The organism is Limnospira indica PCC 8005 (genome assembly GCF_000973065.1).
GTDB classification, from domain to species: Bacteria; Cyanobacteriota; Cyanobacteriia; order Cyanobacteriales; family Microcoleaceae; genus Limnospira; species Limnospira fusiformis.
The window spans coordinates 41,300-58,911 of sequence record NZ_FO818640.1 but is presented as its reverse complement, the minus strand read 5'-3'; the positions used below and the strand labels follow the sequence as shown (position 1 = coordinate 58,911).

13 protein-coding genes are annotated in these 17,612 nt (G+C 43.0%); 9 read left to right on the top strand and 4 right to left on the bottom strand.

The features are described 5' to 3' along the window. Window positions 1-115: 115 nt before the first annotated feature. The 4 genes from XZ46_RS00320 to XZ46_RS00305 are packed head-to-tail and all read left to right on the top strand — an operon-like array spanning window position 116 to window position 4,636. Window positions 116-748 carry a hypothetical protein gene (locus XZ46_RS00320; RefSeq protein ID WP_006622230.1) on the top strand — a complete coding sequence of 211 codons (633 nt, stop codon included), beginning with the start codon at window positions 116-118 and terminating at the stop codon, window positions 746-748. A gap of 26 nt (window positions 749-774) precedes the next feature. Further along, window positions 775-2,016: a diaminopimelate decarboxylase family protein gene (locus tag XZ46_RS00315; RefSeq protein WP_006622231.1), complete on the top strand. Its 1,242-nt coding sequence runs from the start codon at window positions 775-777 to the stop codon at window positions 2,014-2,016. Window positions 2,017-2,062: 46 nt separating this feature from the next. Further along, window positions 2,063-3,340 (top strand): hypothetical protein, encoded by a 1,278-nt coding sequence (locus XZ46_RS00310; RefSeq protein ID WP_008051709.1) that lies wholly within the window; start codon window positions 2,063-2,065, stop codon window positions 3,338-3,340. Window positions 3,341-3,355: 15 nt separating this feature from the next. Next, window positions 3,356-4,636, top strand: coding sequence for a glycoside hydrolase family 10-like protein (locus tag XZ46_RS00305; RefSeq protein WP_008051707.1), 1,281 nt, complete (start codon window positions 3,356-3,358; stop codon window positions 4,634-4,636). 3 nt (window positions 4,637-4,639) lie between these two features. Here the strand turns inward: XZ46_RS00305 and XZ46_RS00300 are convergent, their stop codons facing one another. Then, the gene (locus XZ46_RS00300; RefSeq protein ID WP_008051705.1) at window positions 4,640-5,995 is read right to left on the bottom strand and encodes a hypothetical protein; all 1,356 of its coding nucleotides are present in this window, start codon (window positions 5,993-5,995) and stop codon (window positions 4,640-4,642) included. Window positions 5,996-6,204: 209 nt separating this feature from the next. Here XZ46_RS00300 and XZ46_RS00295 point away from each other — a divergent pair, with 209 nt between their 5' ends. Continuing rightward, window positions 6,205-7,074, top strand: coding sequence for an NAD(P)-dependent oxidoreductase (locus XZ46_RS00295; RefSeq protein ID WP_081593271.1), 870 nt, complete (start codon window positions 6,205-6,207; stop codon window positions 7,072-7,074). 60 nt (window positions 7,075-7,134) lie between these two features. On the opposite strand, the gene XZ46_RS00290 is transcribed toward XZ46_RS00295, so the two are convergent. Then, window positions 7,135-7,686 (bottom strand): SWIM zinc finger family protein, encoded by a 552-nt coding sequence (locus tag XZ46_RS00290; protein ID WP_008051699.1) that lies wholly within the window; start codon window positions 7,684-7,686, stop codon window positions 7,135-7,137. A 1,169-nt stretch (window positions 7,687-8,855) separates the two neighbouring features. Here XZ46_RS00290 and leuC point away from each other — a divergent pair. The 4 genes from leuC to XZ46_RS00270 all read left to right on the top strand — a co-directional run bounded on the left by leuC (window position 8,856) and on the right by XZ46_RS00270 (window position 13,708). Further along, the gene (leuC, locus tag XZ46_RS00285) at window positions 8,856-10,265 is read left to right on the top strand and encodes a 3-isopropylmalate dehydratase large subunit (RefSeq protein ID WP_008051696.1); all 1,410 of its coding nucleotides are present in this window, start codon (window positions 8,856-8,858) and stop codon (window positions 10,263-10,265) included. Between the two features lie 95 nt (window positions 10,266-10,360). Continuing rightward, on the top strand, window positions 10,361-10,966 hold the full coding sequence (gene leuD / locus XZ46_RS00280; protein WP_008051695.1) for a 3-isopropylmalate dehydratase small subunit: 606 nt from the start codon (window positions 10,361-10,363) through the stop codon (window positions 10,964-10,966). A gap of 123 nt (window positions 10,967-11,089) precedes the next feature. After that, complete coding sequence (gene purN / locus XZ46_RS00275; RefSeq protein ID WP_006622240.1) at window positions 11,090-11,752, top strand: phosphoribosylglycinamide formyltransferase; 663 nt, start codon at window positions 11,090-11,092, stop codon at window positions 11,750-11,752. Between the two features lie 252 nt (window positions 11,753-12,004). After that, window positions 12,005-13,708, top strand: coding sequence for an asparagine synthetase B family protein (locus XZ46_RS00270; protein WP_174447130.1), 1,704 nt, complete (start codon window positions 12,005-12,007; stop codon window positions 13,706-13,708). Here the strand turns inward: XZ46_RS00270 and dndD are convergent. Further along, window positions 13,705-15,690, bottom strand: coding sequence for a DNA sulfur modification protein DndD (dndD, locus tag XZ46_RS00265; RefSeq protein ID WP_008051691.1), 1,986 nt, complete (start codon window positions 15,688-15,690; stop codon window positions 13,705-13,707). The genes XZ46_RS00270 and dndD overlap by 4 nt on opposite strands. A 192-nt stretch (window positions 15,691-15,882) precedes the next feature. Further along, on the bottom strand, window positions 15,883-17,469 hold the full coding sequence (gene dndC, locus XZ46_RS00260) for a DNA phosphorothioation system sulfurtransferase DndC (protein WP_008051690.1): 1,587 nt from the start codon (window positions 17,467-17,469) through the stop codon (window positions 15,883-15,885). Between the last annotated feature and the right edge of the window lie 143 nt (window positions 17,470-17,612).

The window sequence follows — 17,612 nt, the reverse complement described above, 5'->3', positions numbered from 1 at the left end:
TAATACTATTTGTTTAGGATATCAGTTGTTAAGTCTCTGGAATTTGCTAATTGTCAATTGAAGTTGTAATCAGATATGAATTTTCGATTGTTTGAGCTGAATTTTACCCGACAACATGAATAATAAACTTACTCAACAACAGTTAGATCAGGTGATTGCTGAAGTTGAACGCCTATCCCAAATTCAGGAAACTGAACTCGATCGCCAACAAGTCCAAGAAATTCTGGAGGAATTAAATTTACCTACTGAAAATCTTGATCAGGCGCTGATGCAGGTTCGCCGTCGGGAAGTCTTGGCGGCGGAAACCAAGCGAAACCGAATCTTAATGGTAGGATTGGGATTAGCTGCTGTGGCTATTGTCGGCGGCGGTTCCCTATGGTTTGATCAACAACAACAGGCGATCGCCCAAGTTTATGCTAACCCAAATCAAAGTCGTTTGACTTTAGAACGATTCGACCGGGTTAGTCATTTTGACATCATAGACCGCCAGAACTCCCCCACAGTTTACTACCAAGTTAGGTTACAACAAACTCCCAAGGGTCGTCAACTAGAATTAGGATGTAATTGGATTAATCCTAATGGTCAACTTGCCCATCAAAATCGCTATCAAACTCGTACAATTGATAGTGATGTCTGGAATACCCGCTGTCGGCATCAGTTGGGTCCCACTTCACCACCAGGAAATTGGCAGGTGGAAATGTTTTTAGGCGATCGCATTTTAAGCCAATCAGAATTTACCGTTAAATAACAGCAGTTAAATAACATTAACAATTCATGAATATCACTGAAGCCAAAACCATCAATCCTAAACTGTCTCAAAAGTTGCCATTTTCTACCGACTTGGCGAAAAAATTACTAGATATATATGGCTCCCCTCTGTATGTGTATAATGCTGATATTCTCCAGGATACAATTAACCATATTGGTGGAGCGGTTAACTATCCTAAAACTCGCTTTAAATTCGCTAGTGTCACTAATGGCAATATTGCCTTACTCAAGATTTTTCAACAGGCTAACTGGGGACTCCATGCCAATACACCAGGAGACGCATTTTTAGGACTCAAGGCTGGCTTTCATCCCCAGCAAATAGTGTATAGTGGCAGTAATTTAAATCACCGGGAGTTTCAATTATTATTAAACTGGGGAATCACTACCTATAATTTAGACAGTCTCGACCAACTCCAGCTATTTGGGGAAGTTTTCCAACAACTAAAAATCGATTTTTTACCTAAGTTAGGATTTCGGCTAAATCTGCCGGAAATTAATGGCGATAGTCGCATTGGTGTTAATCCCCAGGAATTTCCAGAAGCCATCAAAATAGCCGCATCCGCTGGCTTAAAAATTACCGGACTCCATTTTTATCGCGGCACTGGCACTAATGCAACTTCCTCTTTTACTCAGGTGATTAAACCCCTGTTAGCTATCGGTCAACAGTTACCAGATTGGCAATATCTGGACTTTGGCGGTGGTTTTGGCTACCCCTATCAACACCAAAAATCAGCCTTTGATTGGCATTTTTTCGGACAACAAATCACGGCGGAACTTACTCAACTTAACCGAGAACTTAACCGAGAAATTGATTTAATTATTGAACCGGGAAGGTCGGCGATCGCCTCCTGTGGAACCCTATTAACTCAAGTAGTCTCAACTAAATGGCAACCCCCAAAACAGATAGTGGGAGTTGATACCACAGTGGCTAATTTATCCGTCCCCTCAGTCTATGGAAATTATCGAGAAATTGTATCATTTTCTGATACACCCAACCATTATATTACTGATGTTTGTGGAAATACAACCTACTCCCGCGACTACCTGGGAAAAAATCGCCAACTTCCTCAACTTAAACGGGGAGATATCCTAGCTATTTTAGACTGTGGCGCTTATGGTTACGCCATGTCATCTCACTTTCTGCACCGACCTCGACCAGCGGAGGTCCTACTACAACAGGGAAAACATCAGTTAATTCGCCAACGGGAAGATTATAATATTCTCTTAACCCAGCAGGTCGATATTTAAGCTAAAATCAATTGGCTGCAAGTTTTAATCATCAACAAATTAGATTATGAAGTGTATCAATTGCGGTATCGAAAATAACTTTAAAGAACGCACCGCCTATGGTGGCAGATGTAAAAGTTGCGGACATCAATTTGTATTTGAACCTAAAACAGGTTCTCCCTTTAGTGATCCCGGCTTTCAGAAATCTATTGAATCAGTTTCAGGTCCGGAGAATCTTTTATTCACCAAAAAACAATTAATCTACTTTTTTGAACGCAAATTAGGCAAAAAAAATAAGTTTGCTATCTATCCATACGCCATACTATTCCTGATTATATATTTTTGGGTAACTATTTTATTTTCTGTGCCACTTCTAGTTTCGTTCATAACTTTGATGATATTGTCGGCACAAATAAAGTCAGAAAATCAACCCGTATCATTGCGTAAACAACAGGCGAGATTTTTGCAATTTATCGGTTTATTTGAGATATTTGCATCAGTAATATTGCTGATGATCAATCCCAACAATATCAGATTTATAATTTTCCTACTGAGTGTAGGTCTGGGTTTATTTATGATATATGTAGGAGAGAGTCGTCGTCAAATGCTTAGTCATGCTATTGACAAATTTCCGCTCGCATCAACACAATTAGATAGTTGGTTAAATAGCTGGAGTGCAGTTAATGGTCCTATATTTAAACTCTTACCATCTCCCAAACAATCAGAGAGTAATGCTGTACTTACTCCTGACATTACCTCCTATAGTTTCGATCGCCTTATGGTCTGTGATAATTCGGCGATCGCTCAATTTTTAATTGCCAATAACTTTCACTTCAACCATAGTTGTGCAATTGTCAGTATTACCGGATATCCTCAAAGCATTTTTTCCACCATCTTAGAAATGGCTAAACGCAATCCCGAATTAGTAGTTTATGCCGTCCATGATGCTACCACTCGGGGTGTCTCATTAACCCATCATTTGCGGAATACCCCTCAATGGTTTCAAAACACTACTATACCTATTTATGACGTAGGTTTAACACCCCAACAGGTGTTAAATAGTAAAGGTTTCTTTATCCGTCATTCTGACACATCAGAGACACAATCACCAGCCATATCCCCAGAAATTCGCACCACCCTATCACCGGAAGAAATAGCATGGTTAGAAGCCGGAAATTTTGTCGAATTAGAATCATTACCCCCAGCCAAACTCTTACAAATTCTCAGCCGACAATTTAACTTAAACTCTACCAAGTGGTCAGATGACACCACCAGTAGTGATAGCACAATTGATAGCAGAACATCTACAGATATCGCTATCTTTGCTTCTTCAAGTTTCGGTTAAATCACCACCCCTTGAATGCCTAAAATTATCAAATCTGTGAAACCCCTAAATTTGTCTAAATCTTTAATCCGGGTAATCCTGATAATTTTAATAACCTGTGGATTAACCATAGCCGCAATTCCGCCTGTCACCATACACCAAACAGCCGTTAGTGCGGAACAGGAAATTCGGGGAGTATGGATAACCAATGTTAGCAGCGGAGTCCTGTTTGTTCCCTGGGGAATTAACCGCGCACTCGACCAACTATCTGCTCTGAATTTTAACACAGTTTACCCAGTAATTTGGAACCGAGGCACGACATTTTTTCAGAGTGCTGTCAGTCGCAGAGTCACCGGAAAATCACAAGATTCTCTACTACATATCAGCCGACTAGGACGAGATATTCTGTCGGAAATTGTCATCGAAGGACATAATCGGGGTTTACGAGTAATTCCCTGGTTAGAATATGGTTTTATGGCTCCCATCAATTCTCAGTTAGTTAAGAGACATCCCGAATGGGTAACAACCACCAAAGATGGTAGGCTAATACTTCCTAGATATACCACGGAACCAGAGTCGGTTAATGCCAGATTATTTAATCTAATTCGGAGGCTGTTGCTATTAAGTCCGATTCGCAATGTTTGGCTAAATCCTTTACATCCAGGAGTGCAGAGATTTCTGGAAGATTTAATCATAGAAGTGGTGATGAAATACAATATAGATGGTATTCAACTTGATGATCATTTCGGTATTCCGGTTGAGTTTGGTTATGACCCCTATACGGTCAGCCTCTACAGACAGGAACATCAGGGAAAATCTCCCCCTGATAATCCCCAGGACCCGGAATGGCGGCGGTGGCGTTCTAACAAAATTACTGACTTTATTGAACATTTAGTTAAAACTATTAAAGCCACGAAACCTGATTGTATTGTTTCCCTATCTCCTAATCCCTACGAATTTACCTATAATGTCTATTTACAAGATTGGTTAACTTGGGTAAATCGTGGCTGGATAGATGAAGTGGTCTTACAAGTTTATCGCAATAGCTTAGAAGGATTTATCCAAGAACTTGAACACCATTCGCTGATTACGACTCAACAAAAAGTCCCCCTGATTATCGGTATTTTAAGCGGTACTCTCCATAATCCTGTGGAGATTAAGGAGATTGAAGCACAGGTGCAAGAAGTACGCGATCGCCATTTAGATGGTGTCTCCTTTTTTTACTGGGAAACACTCTGGAGTTACCTAACACCTGATGCACCCAGAAAACGTCGTCAGGCATTTGAGATCATGTTTTCGGAATCTATTTTAAACTAGAGTTTAGCTTAATTTACCATCAGATTGATTCAGACGTTTCTGCCATTCCTCATCAATTTTATCAGCGTTAGCAGCTTCTTGGTCAACCAGATCTGTTTCTGTGGTATAAGCCAAATCTTGATTGCTAATGACGGTTTCGGCGGCGAATTTACGCGCATATTTTAACTTTTGTTGAACGGTATCATCAGCTTGATTTAAGGCGATCGCATGAGACTGGCGGTATTCATTACGCACAGCCATTTTACCATTGCGCCACTGTACCCAAAAATATCTGATTAAAGGTACAATCAGAAAACCCGCACCATAGGCAAAAAGTAGGGGATAAATCATCTCCACAAATGCGACTAAGCCACCCATTTGCGCTGCCATTGCGCCATCTTCTAGTAAATGACCTAAAATCAATGCGCCGACGAAATTAACCGCACCTAAACCCGCTGCTAACATTAACTGATTAGAAGTAGCATTGCTAAACTTCCAATTATTTTCTTTGAGGTAGGCGGGGACGGGTTGGGGTCGATATTGAGTTGCAGTGGTTTGTAATTCGGGAAAATGATATACTAACTGTCCTTCGGGACTCACTTCTGGCTGTCCGTTAAACCTAGTTAAAACTGGCAGCATATAGTCCTCAAATTCCTGGGAATAGGCGTTACCCAAATTATCCAAATAAGGGGCAATTTGTTCAGCTACTACTGCACCTTGATTGTTCCGAATTACTGTGGCGATCGCCTGCCAACGCTGTGCTTCTAAATTATAGTTAGGGTTGCCATCTCCAAACAGGAAAGAAAAGACGACTTCAAAGAAGTTCATTTTCTCTTTTTTCAGTTTATTGGCAATCTTCTGTTGGCGACGATAATAATTGCCATTATCCCAACTCAGAAATGAGAGGGAGTTAGGGTGAAACCAAAAGTGGGGAATAAAAATAATGCCGCGACCACGGGAACCGCCGCCACCGCCGCCACCGCCGCCACCGCTACGGTTAGAATCGCCAAAAAATACAATCGCTGCAATGGTTATAAAAATTAGGACTATGGACACCAATAACATAATCCCAAAGGAAATGCGAATTAGATAAAATAGTATTCGCCAAACTTTTTGCCACCATTCATAAACTCTTAACCGCCAATATCGATTTCGCATGACAGCGCGAAAATTCTGGGGAAATAGGAAGGCAATATCCCCAGACTCAGATACTTGTAGATGTCCTCCGGCTTCTGATGCTAAGGCTAAAAGTTGCTGTTGAGCCAGATTAACTTCAAGTCCAGCTTGAATGGCGACATCAGCACTACTGACGCGATATCCCAGCTTTTCGACAGCTTCAATAATAGCGGGGGAACTAGCAGAATTAAATAGGTTAGACATGATTAAATCTTGACCATCTTCCTCGTGAGTTCTATTTGCCTATTTATATGATAATTATGGGTTAGGGGTGATCCTTGGCAAAATCTGCTTTCAGCACTTACCAATATTGTACTCTATAATCCCAGAGTTTTCCCAAGGTTATTGGTTAATGTCTGATGGGAATAATTGGGCAATCATTAAGATATACAATAACTGCAAATAAGTTATTGATGCTCATGAAAGTTGGATTAATTGGAACTGGACTTATGGGAGAGGCGATCGCCCTGCGACTATTGGAGGCGGGGTTAGATGTGGTAGCCTATAACCGCACTGCGGCTAAATTACAGCCTCTTGAGGATAGGGGAGTAGCGATCGCCTCATCGGTAAAAGATGCGATCGCCCCTTGTGATTGCACTATTTTGATGTTAGCAGATGCGCCCGCCATTGAAAACATGGTACTATCCGCTGATATTCTTCCACACTGGCAGGGTCGCGCGGCCATCCAAATGGGTACTATTGGCCCACGGGAAAGCCAAGCCATCAGAGACAAAATCGTTGCTGTGGGGGGGGAGTATATGGAGGCTCCGGTTTTGGGTAGCATTCCCCAGGTCAAATCCGGTACACTTCAGATCATGGTGGGGGGGACTGGCGAACAGTTGCAACGGTGGGAAAAAGTCCTTGCACCCCTGGGGGAGGCGATGCTAATTGGGGAGGTCGGTGCGGCGGCTGCGGTGAAATTAGCCCTAAATCAACTAATTGCGTCCCTCACGGCGGCCTTTGGCTTGAGTCTCAGCTTTATTCAGCGTCAGGGTGCAGATGTTGAAATTTTTATGAAAATTCTCCGGGATAGTGCGTTATATGCGCCGACGTTTGATAAAAAGCTACAACGTATGATTGATGGGAATTATGCCGATCCCAATTTTCCGACTAAGCACTTGTTAAAGGATACTAACTTGTTTATAAATGAGGCGATCGCCTCTCAGTTAAATGTGGCCGGATTATCGGGGGTGCAAGAGATAATTGCACAGGCAATCACCAATTTAGATTTGAGCGACCTGGATTATTCGGCATTAGTAGAAAGCATCCGAAACCCCAGTTAATTATATCATAAAAAATCCCCCAATAGTCATTTTTGGAACTTCTGGGGGATATTAATTTAATTAATCAGATGGCATCTGACACAATTGGGCAGCAATTTGATGTTTACAAATGGTTTGCCGATACCGCCAATCTTCACAGGTACATCCTCCCGATTTTACTAAGGATAGGGTATGATGATCGGGGTTCCAAACTACTGCACCTTGGGGAATTAGGCGCACTTGTAGAGGTTCTAGGGCTACTCGATTATAGCGAGATAGGAACATTTTAGCCTGGTTTTTATCGACGGCAACCGTGCCTTGATTGGTCTGGATAATTAAGCTGTGGTCGGTGATGTTAATCTCCAAAATCCGGGAATGTTTTACGCCTCGAATTGACAGAAAACAAGACCAAATCCTAGCAAAATCAGCTTTAGATACGAGACGACTGCAACGACCCGCAGAAGTTTGATAAACCAGTCGCGGGGTATTGCCGGAGCCGATAGTATCAATATTTTCGAGTTTGATGGATTGAGAAATGAGAGGGGAAATTTTTGGGGTTTCTGGCTCTACCAAAGGGGAAGAATAAAACCCCAACCCGCTGTTAGCAGCGGTGGCGATCGCACTTTTACTCATTGTGGTATTATACCCTTGTGATCAAAATATTGGGGACTGAGCGCTCTATCCAGAATCAAGGGGGGAGGGCGCTCTTTTGTTATGGTCGAAGGGAAAGTCACCTTTCCCAACTCCAATTCAAAACCGTGCTTGCGAGTTTCCCAGCACACGGCTCCTGATGTGGATACCCTCTTTGTCAAAGGAACAAGGTTACGACCCCCTGCTTTATGACTTCAACTTTGGGAGCTATATGCTTGCGTTAGTCTTTAAACTCGCTTTCGCCATTAAACTCTTACTTATCGCAGTCTCTATATCCACACCGTGACTAGTGGGCATATCCCAACCATTACAGTTAGGCATTGGCTTTCAGTCACATCCCTTCCCCTTATGAGCTTGCGCTTACACTTTTCACTACTCTACGAGATGTACTCGTAGAGAGCCCAACAGGGGTTTCAACGTTCCGTATATATGGGCATTCCATCTTTAGATTTGTCCTATCCACCGGGGTACATTTTAAAAGTCTGTGTAGGTGTTGATAACAGTACCCTACTTTTCCCCTTACTCTTTTGAGCGCAGCGTGTCAACCTATTTCGCTACTTAATACTTACGGTGGTTCAAGCCAGACATTTGGTTTCCCTAATCATGGATGGTTGGCAGTGGTCGGATTGGGAATAGGTTTCCCTTACGCCTTCCGTTCCCCGCTTCAATCCCAGATTTGTGATTTCTGAAACTGGGGGTGGCTATCGCCTTTACTCTTTCCCAAATCACCCCAAGTGGGTTAAATACTCCTCCTTATAGTATACTTGGAGGATAAATAGTGTATTCTGTGATTTCTTATATGGGATTGACCTTGAGTTCCCTGCCTTGCTTAGTCTATGCTTAGTCTATACTCTAAGCACTCTAAGCGTCGGGACATATATACAGTTAAGGGGTTAGACTGGTTGAAGGTCTAATTGCCCTCTAGGAGGTTATTTCAGGCATTGCAGCCTTATTTGACTCCTAAACGTCTCGCACGTTATCTCTTATTATAGCAAATCGGAAAAGTGATCGGGGGCTAAAACCTAAGATAGTTGGGAAATTCGGGCATTTGAGGGGGTCGATCCGTCGCCCCGCTTTACCACAGTTCCCAAACAGGTTAAAATGGGGCAGATATATCAGCGCGTTCGATACGCCGATTAACCGATGGTTTTATGAGCAAAGGAACACTATTTGATAAAGTTTGGGACCTCCATACAGTGGGAACCCTACCATCCGGTGAGACTCAACTCTTCATTGGTCTACACCTGATCCATGAGGTGACAAGTCCCCAGGCTTTCGCGATGTTACGCGATCGCCAATTGAAAGTCCTATTTCCAGAACGCACCGTGGCTACGGTGGATCATATCGTCCCCACGGAAAATCAAGCTCGTCCCTTCGTGGATGTCCTGGCTGAGGAGATGATGCAAGCCTTAGAAAAAAGCTGTGCGGAACACAAGATCCGATTTTATAACATCGGTTCCGGTAATCAAGGCATTGTCCATGTGATCGCACCGGAACAAGGCCTAACTCAACCGGGAATGACGATCGCCTGTGGAGACTCCCACACCTCCACCCACGGCGCTTTTGGGGCGATCGCTTTTGGTATCGGTACTTCCCAAGTTCGGGATGTTCTCGCTTCCCAAACCCTAGCCTTATCAAAACTCAAAGTTCGCCGCATTGAAATTAACGGCCAACTCCCCCCAGGTGTCTACGCCAAAGATGTCACCCTCCATGTGATTCGACAATTGGGAGTTAAAGGCGGCGTGGGTTATGCTTACGAATACGCCGGAACCACCATTGAAGCCATGTCAATGGAAGAACGGATGACTGTTTGTAATATGTCTATTGAAGGTGGCGCGCGTTGTGGTTACGTTAACCCCGATCAAGTCACTTTTGACTATCTCAAAGACCGCGATTTTGCCCCCAAAGGCGAAAATTGGGAGAAAGCGATCGCCTGGTGGCAACAAATTCGCAGTGATGCCGATGCCGTTTATGATGATGTGGTAACTTTTGATGCTGCTGATATTCCCCCGACGGTCACTTGGGGAATTACTCCCGGACAGGGTATTGGCGTTGATGAGGTCATCCCTAAACCGGAAAATCTCCCCCCAAGCGATCAGGCGATCGCATCAGAAGCATACCGCTATATGGAGTTTACCCCCGGAACTCCCATTGAGGGAACCAAAGTTGATGTTTGCTTTATCGGAAGTTGCACCAACGGACGCTTAACCGACCTACGGGAGGCGGCTAAATTTGCCCAAGGTCGCAAAGTCGCCCCAGGGGTGAAAGCCTTTGTAGTTCCCGGTTCCGAAAGAGTTAAACAAGCCGCTGAAGCTGAAGGACTAGATCAAATCTTCCGAGAAGCAGGTTTTGAGTGGCGAGAAGCCGGGTGTTCTATGTGTTTGGCTATGAACCCTGACAAGTTACAGGGAAACCAAATTAGTGCATCTTCTTCTAACCGCAATTTTAAAGGCCGTCAAGGTTCCTCTACCGGACGCACATTATTAATGAGTCCCGCCATGGTCGTCGCGGCGGCGGTTAACGGAAAAGTTGCCGATGTTCGTAAGTTAATCGAAGCCTAGTTAATTAGTACCCCCATTACCTGATGCAACCGGGTAGGGGGGAACTCTCCTTATTTCCTCTTGTTAACTAATCCGAATCTTCCTAGTCAAAAATCATGAGTAAAATTCACAAGGTGTCAGGACGCGGTATCCCCTTAGTTGGTGGTGATATTGACACCGATCGCATCATTCCCGCCCGGTTTTTACGCTGTGTAACCTTTGATGGTTTGGGACAACAAGTATTTGCTGATGACCGTCAACAATTAAACGGAAATCATCCCTTTGACCTCCCACAATATCAAGGTGCTAATATCTTGGTGGTTAATGAAAATTTTGGCTGTGGTTCCTCCCGAGAACACGCTCCCCAAGCTATAGCTAAATGGGGTATTCAAGCTATTGTCGGGGAAAGTTTCGCCGAAATCTTTTTTGGTAATTGCGTGGCGATCGGAGTTCCCTGTGTCACCGCTACACCAGAGGCGGTCACACAATTACAACAGTTATTACAGCAAAATCCCCAAGTTGAAATTATCATGGATCTGGGGACGCTGAAAGTTCACGGCGGCGACTTAACTATTGATGTGAACATGAATGAAGGCTCCCGACAGTCCTTTATTAATGGTAGTTGGGATAATTGCGGTCAGTTGATTGCTAATCATGACCAGATCCGCACTACTGCTGCTAAGTTGCCCTATTGGCAATGGGATAATTCGGCGATCGCATAATCTTACCCCAGTTTTGGTAGTAGGTTGGGTTGAACATTTCGCCTAACCTATTCCCCTTTCGCGTATACTTACTCAAGTGCCGGAATTATTCTAGCCACAGCAGCGATATCATTGCTTAAATCCATGATTCCCTATCAAAACCCCATTGATTCTACACCCTATCTAATTTATCCCCCCTTACCTGACCCCCTATTTATTCCCGGAAAACCCATCAAATTAGGGGTTTTGGCTTCCGGTAGTGGCAGTAATTTTGAAGTAATTGCCCAAAAAATACGCGATGGACAACTTAACGCCCAAATACAGGTTTTAGTTTACAATAACCCCAAGGCTAAGGTTAAACAACGCGCCGAAAAGTTTGATATCCCCACTATTCTGGTTAATCACCGCGACTACCCCACTAGAGAAAGTTTTGATCAGCAGGTTGTTGATACCCTCAATCAATATGATCTCGATTTGGTTGTATTTGCGGGATGGATGCGAATTGCTACCCAGGTTTTGGTAGCCGCTTTTCCTCACCAAATTATTAACCTACACCCCGCTATATTGCCCAGTTTTCCCGGTATTCGTGGCGTTGAACAAGCCTTGGAATCGGGAGTTAAAATTACAGGATGTACCGTCCATCTTGTCGAGTTGGCTGTTGATAGCGGTCCGATTTTGATGCAAGCCGCTGTCCCCGTTTTACCCCAGGATACTCCCGAAACTCTCCATCAGCGCATTCAAGTATGTGAACATCAGATTATGCTTGGGGCGATCGCTTTGATGAACCAAAAATTGCTATTAACCTGATTTTGTGAAGTTTTGTAAAGAAAAGTTAAGAAATGTTAAAAAAAATCGCCTTTTTTCTGGGGGGGGTAGCTTTTGGGGCTGACTTGTGCTATACTTTTTAGATAATGGGAATAGTGGCATTTTTTTGGCAAACCGTTAGAGTTCAATTATGAAGCATTACACTTAAATAATCCCACAAATTGCACCAATTTGTCAACCCCTGCGAAGGAATTTCGGCTAAAATGCAACTTGGAGCAGCACCTATCCCTGAATATGTCTTTTTTATCATCCTGGCAGCTTTTGAAACCTCGTCATCGTCAAAGATTACCAGAGCCAGAAATCCGGCCAAATTGGTGGGTAAGTTTAGGTAATGATATCACTCCATCGAATGAAATAACTTGGCAAGAGGAGACAATTGCGATTTACCAAACCCAGCCAATTATCAGCTTAAAGCAGCGATTTGTCATAGTAGGGGAGAGTAGTTTAATTAATGGGGATATTGACCAATTATTAGACGATTTAGATCACAGGGATAATATTCCCGAAGTCCTGTCGGAGTTACAAGGAATATTTGCCCTAGTGATTTGGGACAGAAGCCAAAGGCGACTGTGGTTAGCACGAGATGCTGTAGGTGGGAGAAACCTATACTATACAATTAATCAAGGTATTTTGCGGGTAGCACCTCGTCTGAGAAGCCTAGGGAAATTTCATCCCCAAAAATTAGATTATCTAGCTTTACGAGACTATCTTTCTTGCGCGTTTATTCCGGGAGAACAAACCATCTGGGAAGGGGTAAAAGAAGTACGTCCGGGGACAATACACGAATGGTCAGACCCTGGGAAATCTGGGAAAATACAAGTTTATTGGCAACCGGAAGAACAAATAGGCGATCGCGATCAACCCCTAGAATATTACAGCCAAAAATTGCGATCGCTTCTTAATCAAGTAGTGGCAGAATCCCTACCTATTGGGGAACCTGTAGGCGCTTATTTATCAGGGGGATTAGACTCTAGTGCGATTACAGCTTTAGCCAGTAAATTTCATCAGCAGGAAGTCCATACTTATTCAATCCATTTTGGGGCTGAATATCCCAACGAATTAGAATTTGCCAATTTAGTAGCGGAACATTGCCAAACTCAGCATCATATTCTGGAAATCCAGCCAGAAACTGTATGGGATAATCTAGCAATTACTATGGCAAATTTAGACGATCCTATTGGTGATCCTCTGACAGTTCCTAACTATTTATTGGGACAGGTAGCCAAACAGGATGTCGGAGTTATTTTAAACGGGGAAGGAGGCGACCCTTGTTTTGGCGGTCCGAAAAATAAGCCGATGTTACTCTATGAACTGTATGGGAATATTTACAACCATTTTCCCAATCGTCTGACCACCTATTTAGAGTCTTTTAAAAAATGCTATCCCCATTTACCGGAACTTCTGAAACCGGAAATTTGGCAGCAGGTAAAAGATGCGCCGTCAGTATTTGAACCCGACTTAAATTCCGCCCAAGAATATTTAAATCGATTGATGCTAATTAATATTAAATTTAAGGGGGCAGACCATATTTTAACCAAAGTGAGTAATATGACATCGGCGGCGGGTTTAGAAGGGCGATCGCCATTATTTGATCAGCGAGTTGTTGACCTAAGTTTACAAGTTCCACCGGTGTATAAACTCTCTGCTGCTAATGAGAAAGCCGTGTTAAAAGCAGCGGTTACTGATGTATTACCAGCCTCGATTATTTATCGCCCAAAAAGTGGGATGCGGGTTCCTGTAGGTTCGTGGTTTTACCACCATTGGCAACAACGCACCCAGGCATTATTGTTCAATAAAAATGCGGCGATCGCCCCTTATATTAACCAAAAGTTTATTAAGGAACTTTTCAACCCCCAAAGTCCGGCTTATCAAAAATTTGGGATTAAACTCTGGTTATTAGTGAGTTTAGAAATTTGGCTACAAACCCAGAAAAATTAACTGTTGATAAAATAACCAGGTACAATAGTTGTGTGTCCTTGTTTGGGGTCATATTTAAGTAAATATTCACGGGCGATCGCCTCTTGTTGTCGGAGGCTTTTTAATTCGGGTTCGCCAATTTCTGTATCTGTAGATAGCAAAATTACCTGATGGCTGGCGGAGGGAAAATATCGTTCAATTAGGTTATAGCGGTGAGAGGAGTCTAGCCTTCCCAGGGGGGTATCAATAGCAATAGGAAGCTGGCGACCAGAAACCCGCGCCAGACCCCACAAAAAAGCGATCGCCAATAGTTGTTTTTCCCCGGCAGATAAGCGATGTTTGGGGACGGGTTGACCTTGGGGGTCATACAGAGACAAACTAAAATCTTGGGTAGCAATAACGACTCGATGAACTAGGTCTGATTTATGGAGAAGATAGCGGAAGCATTCAGTCACTTCTATTTCCAGCTTATTAAGTTTTCGGAGGGTCAACTTTTCCCGAAATTGTACTAAAGTTTTTTGTACCCTTTCGGAAGTTTGGATAATGTGGTTGGCATTTTTGCGATCGATAGTCACCTGGCTATATTCGGACAATTCTTTCTTAGTTTTTTCCACCATAGCCTCATAGCGATCGCGCTTAATTATAGCTTGATCATAATCCCTTTTGACCTTCGCCACATCCGCCCCCGCATCAGAAACCGCCTGTAACAGTTCTTCGTAAACCTCCGGGGGTGCCGCCACATTTAGCTGTCTTTCCTTAGCTACAATCGTCTCCTGAATGCCTATCAGTTCATTTTTAAAAGACTTGGTTTGGCTAATTTGATTAGGGAGTTGATGTTCGAGAACACTGGTAAGCTGTCCGAGAGTAATTTCATCCATATCTAACCAAAAATCCTGTAAAGAATCATCGGAACTGGTGGAACTCTCCGACTCCAAAAAACTCCGAACCTTATCCAAACTAATATCGCCCAAATCCAGAGTTTTCAAATACTCCAATAATCGGCGATCGCGTTCCGCCACCACCTCCCGCGCAATTCTCACCTTTTTCTCCCTAATTTCCTTTTCCCCCTGCACTTTTCCCCGCTCTAGCAGAGGCTGAATTAATGCCAAAGGTAGCCAAGCAGCCGCCATTTCTCGCAAGCGATCGCGCTTTTCATGTAACCTCTCTTGTTGCTCCCGTAATTGTGCTTCAATTTGGTCTCTTTCCTGGGCTACCTTACCCCCTTCAGTCCGAAACTTATCACGAGTTTGTCTTTCTCGTTTATGGGCTTTTTGCAACTCCGTATCAAGTCGCACAACCTGCAACTTTGCCTCTTCCCAATCTGCTATTTGTTCATTTAACTTTGACTCAATTGCTTCCAAAGTAGCCAACTCAGAGACCTCAGCCAACTCCTTGCGTTTCCGACTCACCAAAATATTCAAATCCACCGATAAACGTTCCGCCAACTCCAACCCCAAAAGGGACTGAATAGCCTGGATAACCGTACTCGGAGGACTGTCTAATTCCGCCAATTCCTTGACCTGTTCCCCATCAAATAGAAACAGATTAGAAATTCCCAAAGGAAAGAAATCTTCCACTCGTTCATCCCAAGTTTCCACCAAACCCTTATCCGGCCAATCATCAATCAAAATACCCAACGTATCCTTACCATTTTTTAGATGTCTATTCCAGCGTCTTTGGATGCGAAATTCCACCTGTTTATTTTCTAAAATATGTTCAAATAATAGTTCCACGCAGGTCATTTCATGGGGTGGGGTATGTTTATTAATCGCCTGTTTGAGGAAATCAGGATAGGCAATATTTCCCCTAGTCGAACATTGGGCGCGCGCACCATAAAACACCAAGCGCATAGCATCCATTAGCGTAGTTTTTCCGCCTCCATTCATCCCCCCAAGTAGGACAATAGGACTGACCGTTTCACCAGTCATTTGCGGACGCAGGTTAATAACTTGTTTACCGCGATAGGGGCCGAAGTTTTGCAGAGTCAATTCCAGGAAAATCACAGAATAGCAGTTTCCGTAAAGGTTAATAGAGTGGAGCCAGAAATCAACAACTTATGGAGTTAGGATATAGCCCCCTTGAGTTGCACCAAATCAAGGCATCAATTTTCATCCTAGGGGGTTAATTAATCCAACTTGTGACCAATCACAAATCACGGGATAACTAACCCCCAGAAGCATCTTAATACATGACGCTTAACTAAATTTGAGACTCGCCCAGTTTAGCTGTTGAGGAGGTTCCGGTTTTTCACCATTGACAATTTTTTTGATATCTTCAACTTTTCCTTCCTTAGCCGCTTGTTTCAGGTCTCGCTGATAGTGTGCATTTGCGATCGCTTCTGATTGCGATCGAGAACTCGTTTCAAAGCATCTTTCTAAGGTATCATAGATTCCGGTACGCCGCGACATAGTTTTATACTGTCGTTCAGTATCCAGGAGTCTGGTCATCAGTTCTAAATACATCGGATCACCTTCGCTAAGTTCCTCCAAAATCTGCCATTCATCCACACCCAACATAGCATTACCACCACCATGGCGAGGGTCTTCAAAAGGTTCTCCTGTCACCTCTTGATAAATTCTCGGCAAACTATCATCAAATTCGTGTCTTTCCTCCAACCATATCCGCCGAATTTCGCTAAGTTCCTCGGGTTGAATTAAGGTTATATCCCGCATATCAGGCGGTGCATTTTTACGAACCTGTTGTTGAACTGTCAAAAGTCGCCTTAACCAATATTCCCTAGATTCTTTGGTAAAAGGTCCAGGAATTGGTTCTACAGATACTTCTCCTTCTAAATTTCTTTCGTAAAGCTGGACTATACCACTTCTTCTTCTAAAATCTCTTCTATGGCGACTTTCATCAACATCCAATTCTCGACGAAGATCAAGCAGGGGAAGTAACCATTCTTTCTCTTGATCATTTTGAATCATCGCTGACAGTGATTTATCTTGGCTAACCAGTGTACATACCCAACATCCAAAACGAGAACTTCCACAAGTTGGGGTAGAAGTATCGACTACTAGAGGACATTCATTGTCTGCACTAGCACCTTTGTACATAGTAAAAAGATCCTTATTACTGTATCCCCAAGGATTTTCCCACTGCATTAAATAAAGCCAAACTTCGTCATTGTCCCAATCCTCAATTGGACTATAAACCAAGGAATTAGGTAAGTTCATATTAGGGCTTAGATGAGCGCGGACTCTCTTCTTCTCATATTGCTCCATTCTGATAGCACGACTTTTGCTTTCAGCTTTTCTAATTCCTAGAACTAAAATAGCTTCACCGCTTTTTCGTATAACATCACGAATAAATCGGTTAGAAGGTTGTATTTTTAGCCTATCAGTACACCAACGAAACTTACCCGTTGGCGCTGGATAGCCTTTCCCAATTAAGCCTACCCAGAAAGTCTCTGTTAATTCTGGTTGAAGTAAATGAGGATTAAAGGGTAGTTCTTGTTTTTTGGCTGCCATTTTAATGATTTTTATGGAATTACGAACCCACGCTGAAACTACTGGATTTTCAACTAGAGTATCTGTTGTGATTACATGAATTGTCTTATGGCGTTTTTCTGGGGGTAGTTGCGCGATCGCATTCCAAATTAGTTGTAATGTGGCTGTGCTATCTTTACCGCCAGAATAACCTATCACCCAAGGAATATGATCCAAGCAGTAGAGTTCTTGAATTTCTTGGGTTAACAATTCTATGGATGCCACAAATTCTTCAATTTTGGTATTTGGCGTATTTTGACTGGGTGGAAATAAATTGATTTGTTCAGCGTTCATTTGATAATACTCCTTTAGATAATTGAGATAACTGCTAGAATTGCCATAATTGAATCTAACCAACTGGTCTGGTGTTTGTCACTGTCCCTCCTAACAGATAGAATAGCCTTGCCGAAATGCCCCATATAGGATAGTATGCGATT

Bases quoted from the DNA above. Each gene is read 5' to 3' on its own strand.
- XZ46_RS00320 (WP_006622230.1), top strand. From the start codon at position 116: ATGAATAATAAACTTACTCAACAACAGTTAGATCAGGTGATTGCTGAA.
- XZ46_RS00295 (WP_081593271.1), top strand. From the start codon at position 6,205: ATGCTCATGAAAGTTGGATTAATTGGAACTGGACTTATGGGAGAGGCG.
- leuC (WP_008051696.1), top strand. From the start codon at position 8,856: ATGAGCAAAGGAACACTATTTGATAAAGTTTGGGACCTCCATACAGTG.
- XZ46_RS00270 (WP_174447130.1), top strand. From the start codon at position 12,005: ATGTCTTTTTTATCATCCTGGCAGCTTTTGAAACCTCGTCATCGTCAA.
- XZ46_RS00310 (WP_008051709.1), top strand. From the start codon at position 2,063: ATGAAGTGTATCAATTGCGGTATCGAAAATAACTTTAAAGAACGCACC.
- purN (WP_006622240.1), top strand. From the start codon at position 11,090: ATGATTCCCTATCAAAACCCCATTGATTCTACACCCTATCTAATTTAT.
- dndC (WP_008051690.1), bottom strand. From the start codon at position 17,469: ATGAACGCTGAACAAATCAATTTATTTCCACCCAGTCAAAATACGCCA.
- XZ46_RS00290 (WP_008051699.1), bottom strand. From the start codon at position 7,686: ATGAGTAAAAGTGCGATCGCCACCGCTGCTAACAGCGGGTTGGGGTTT.
- XZ46_RS00315 (WP_006622231.1), top strand. From the start codon at position 775: ATGAATATCACTGAAGCCAAAACCATCAATCCTAAACTGTCTCAAAAG.
- leuD (WP_008051695.1), top strand. From the start codon at position 10,361: ATGAGTAAAATTCACAAGGTGTCAGGACGCGGTATCCCCTTAGTTGGT.
- XZ46_RS00305 (WP_008051707.1), top strand. From the start codon at position 3,356: ATGCCTAAAATTATCAAATCTGTGAAACCCCTAAATTTGTCTAAATCT.
- XZ46_RS00300 (WP_008051705.1), bottom strand. From the start codon at position 5,995: ATGTCTAACCTATTTAATTCTGCTAGTTCCCCCGCTATTATTGAAGCT.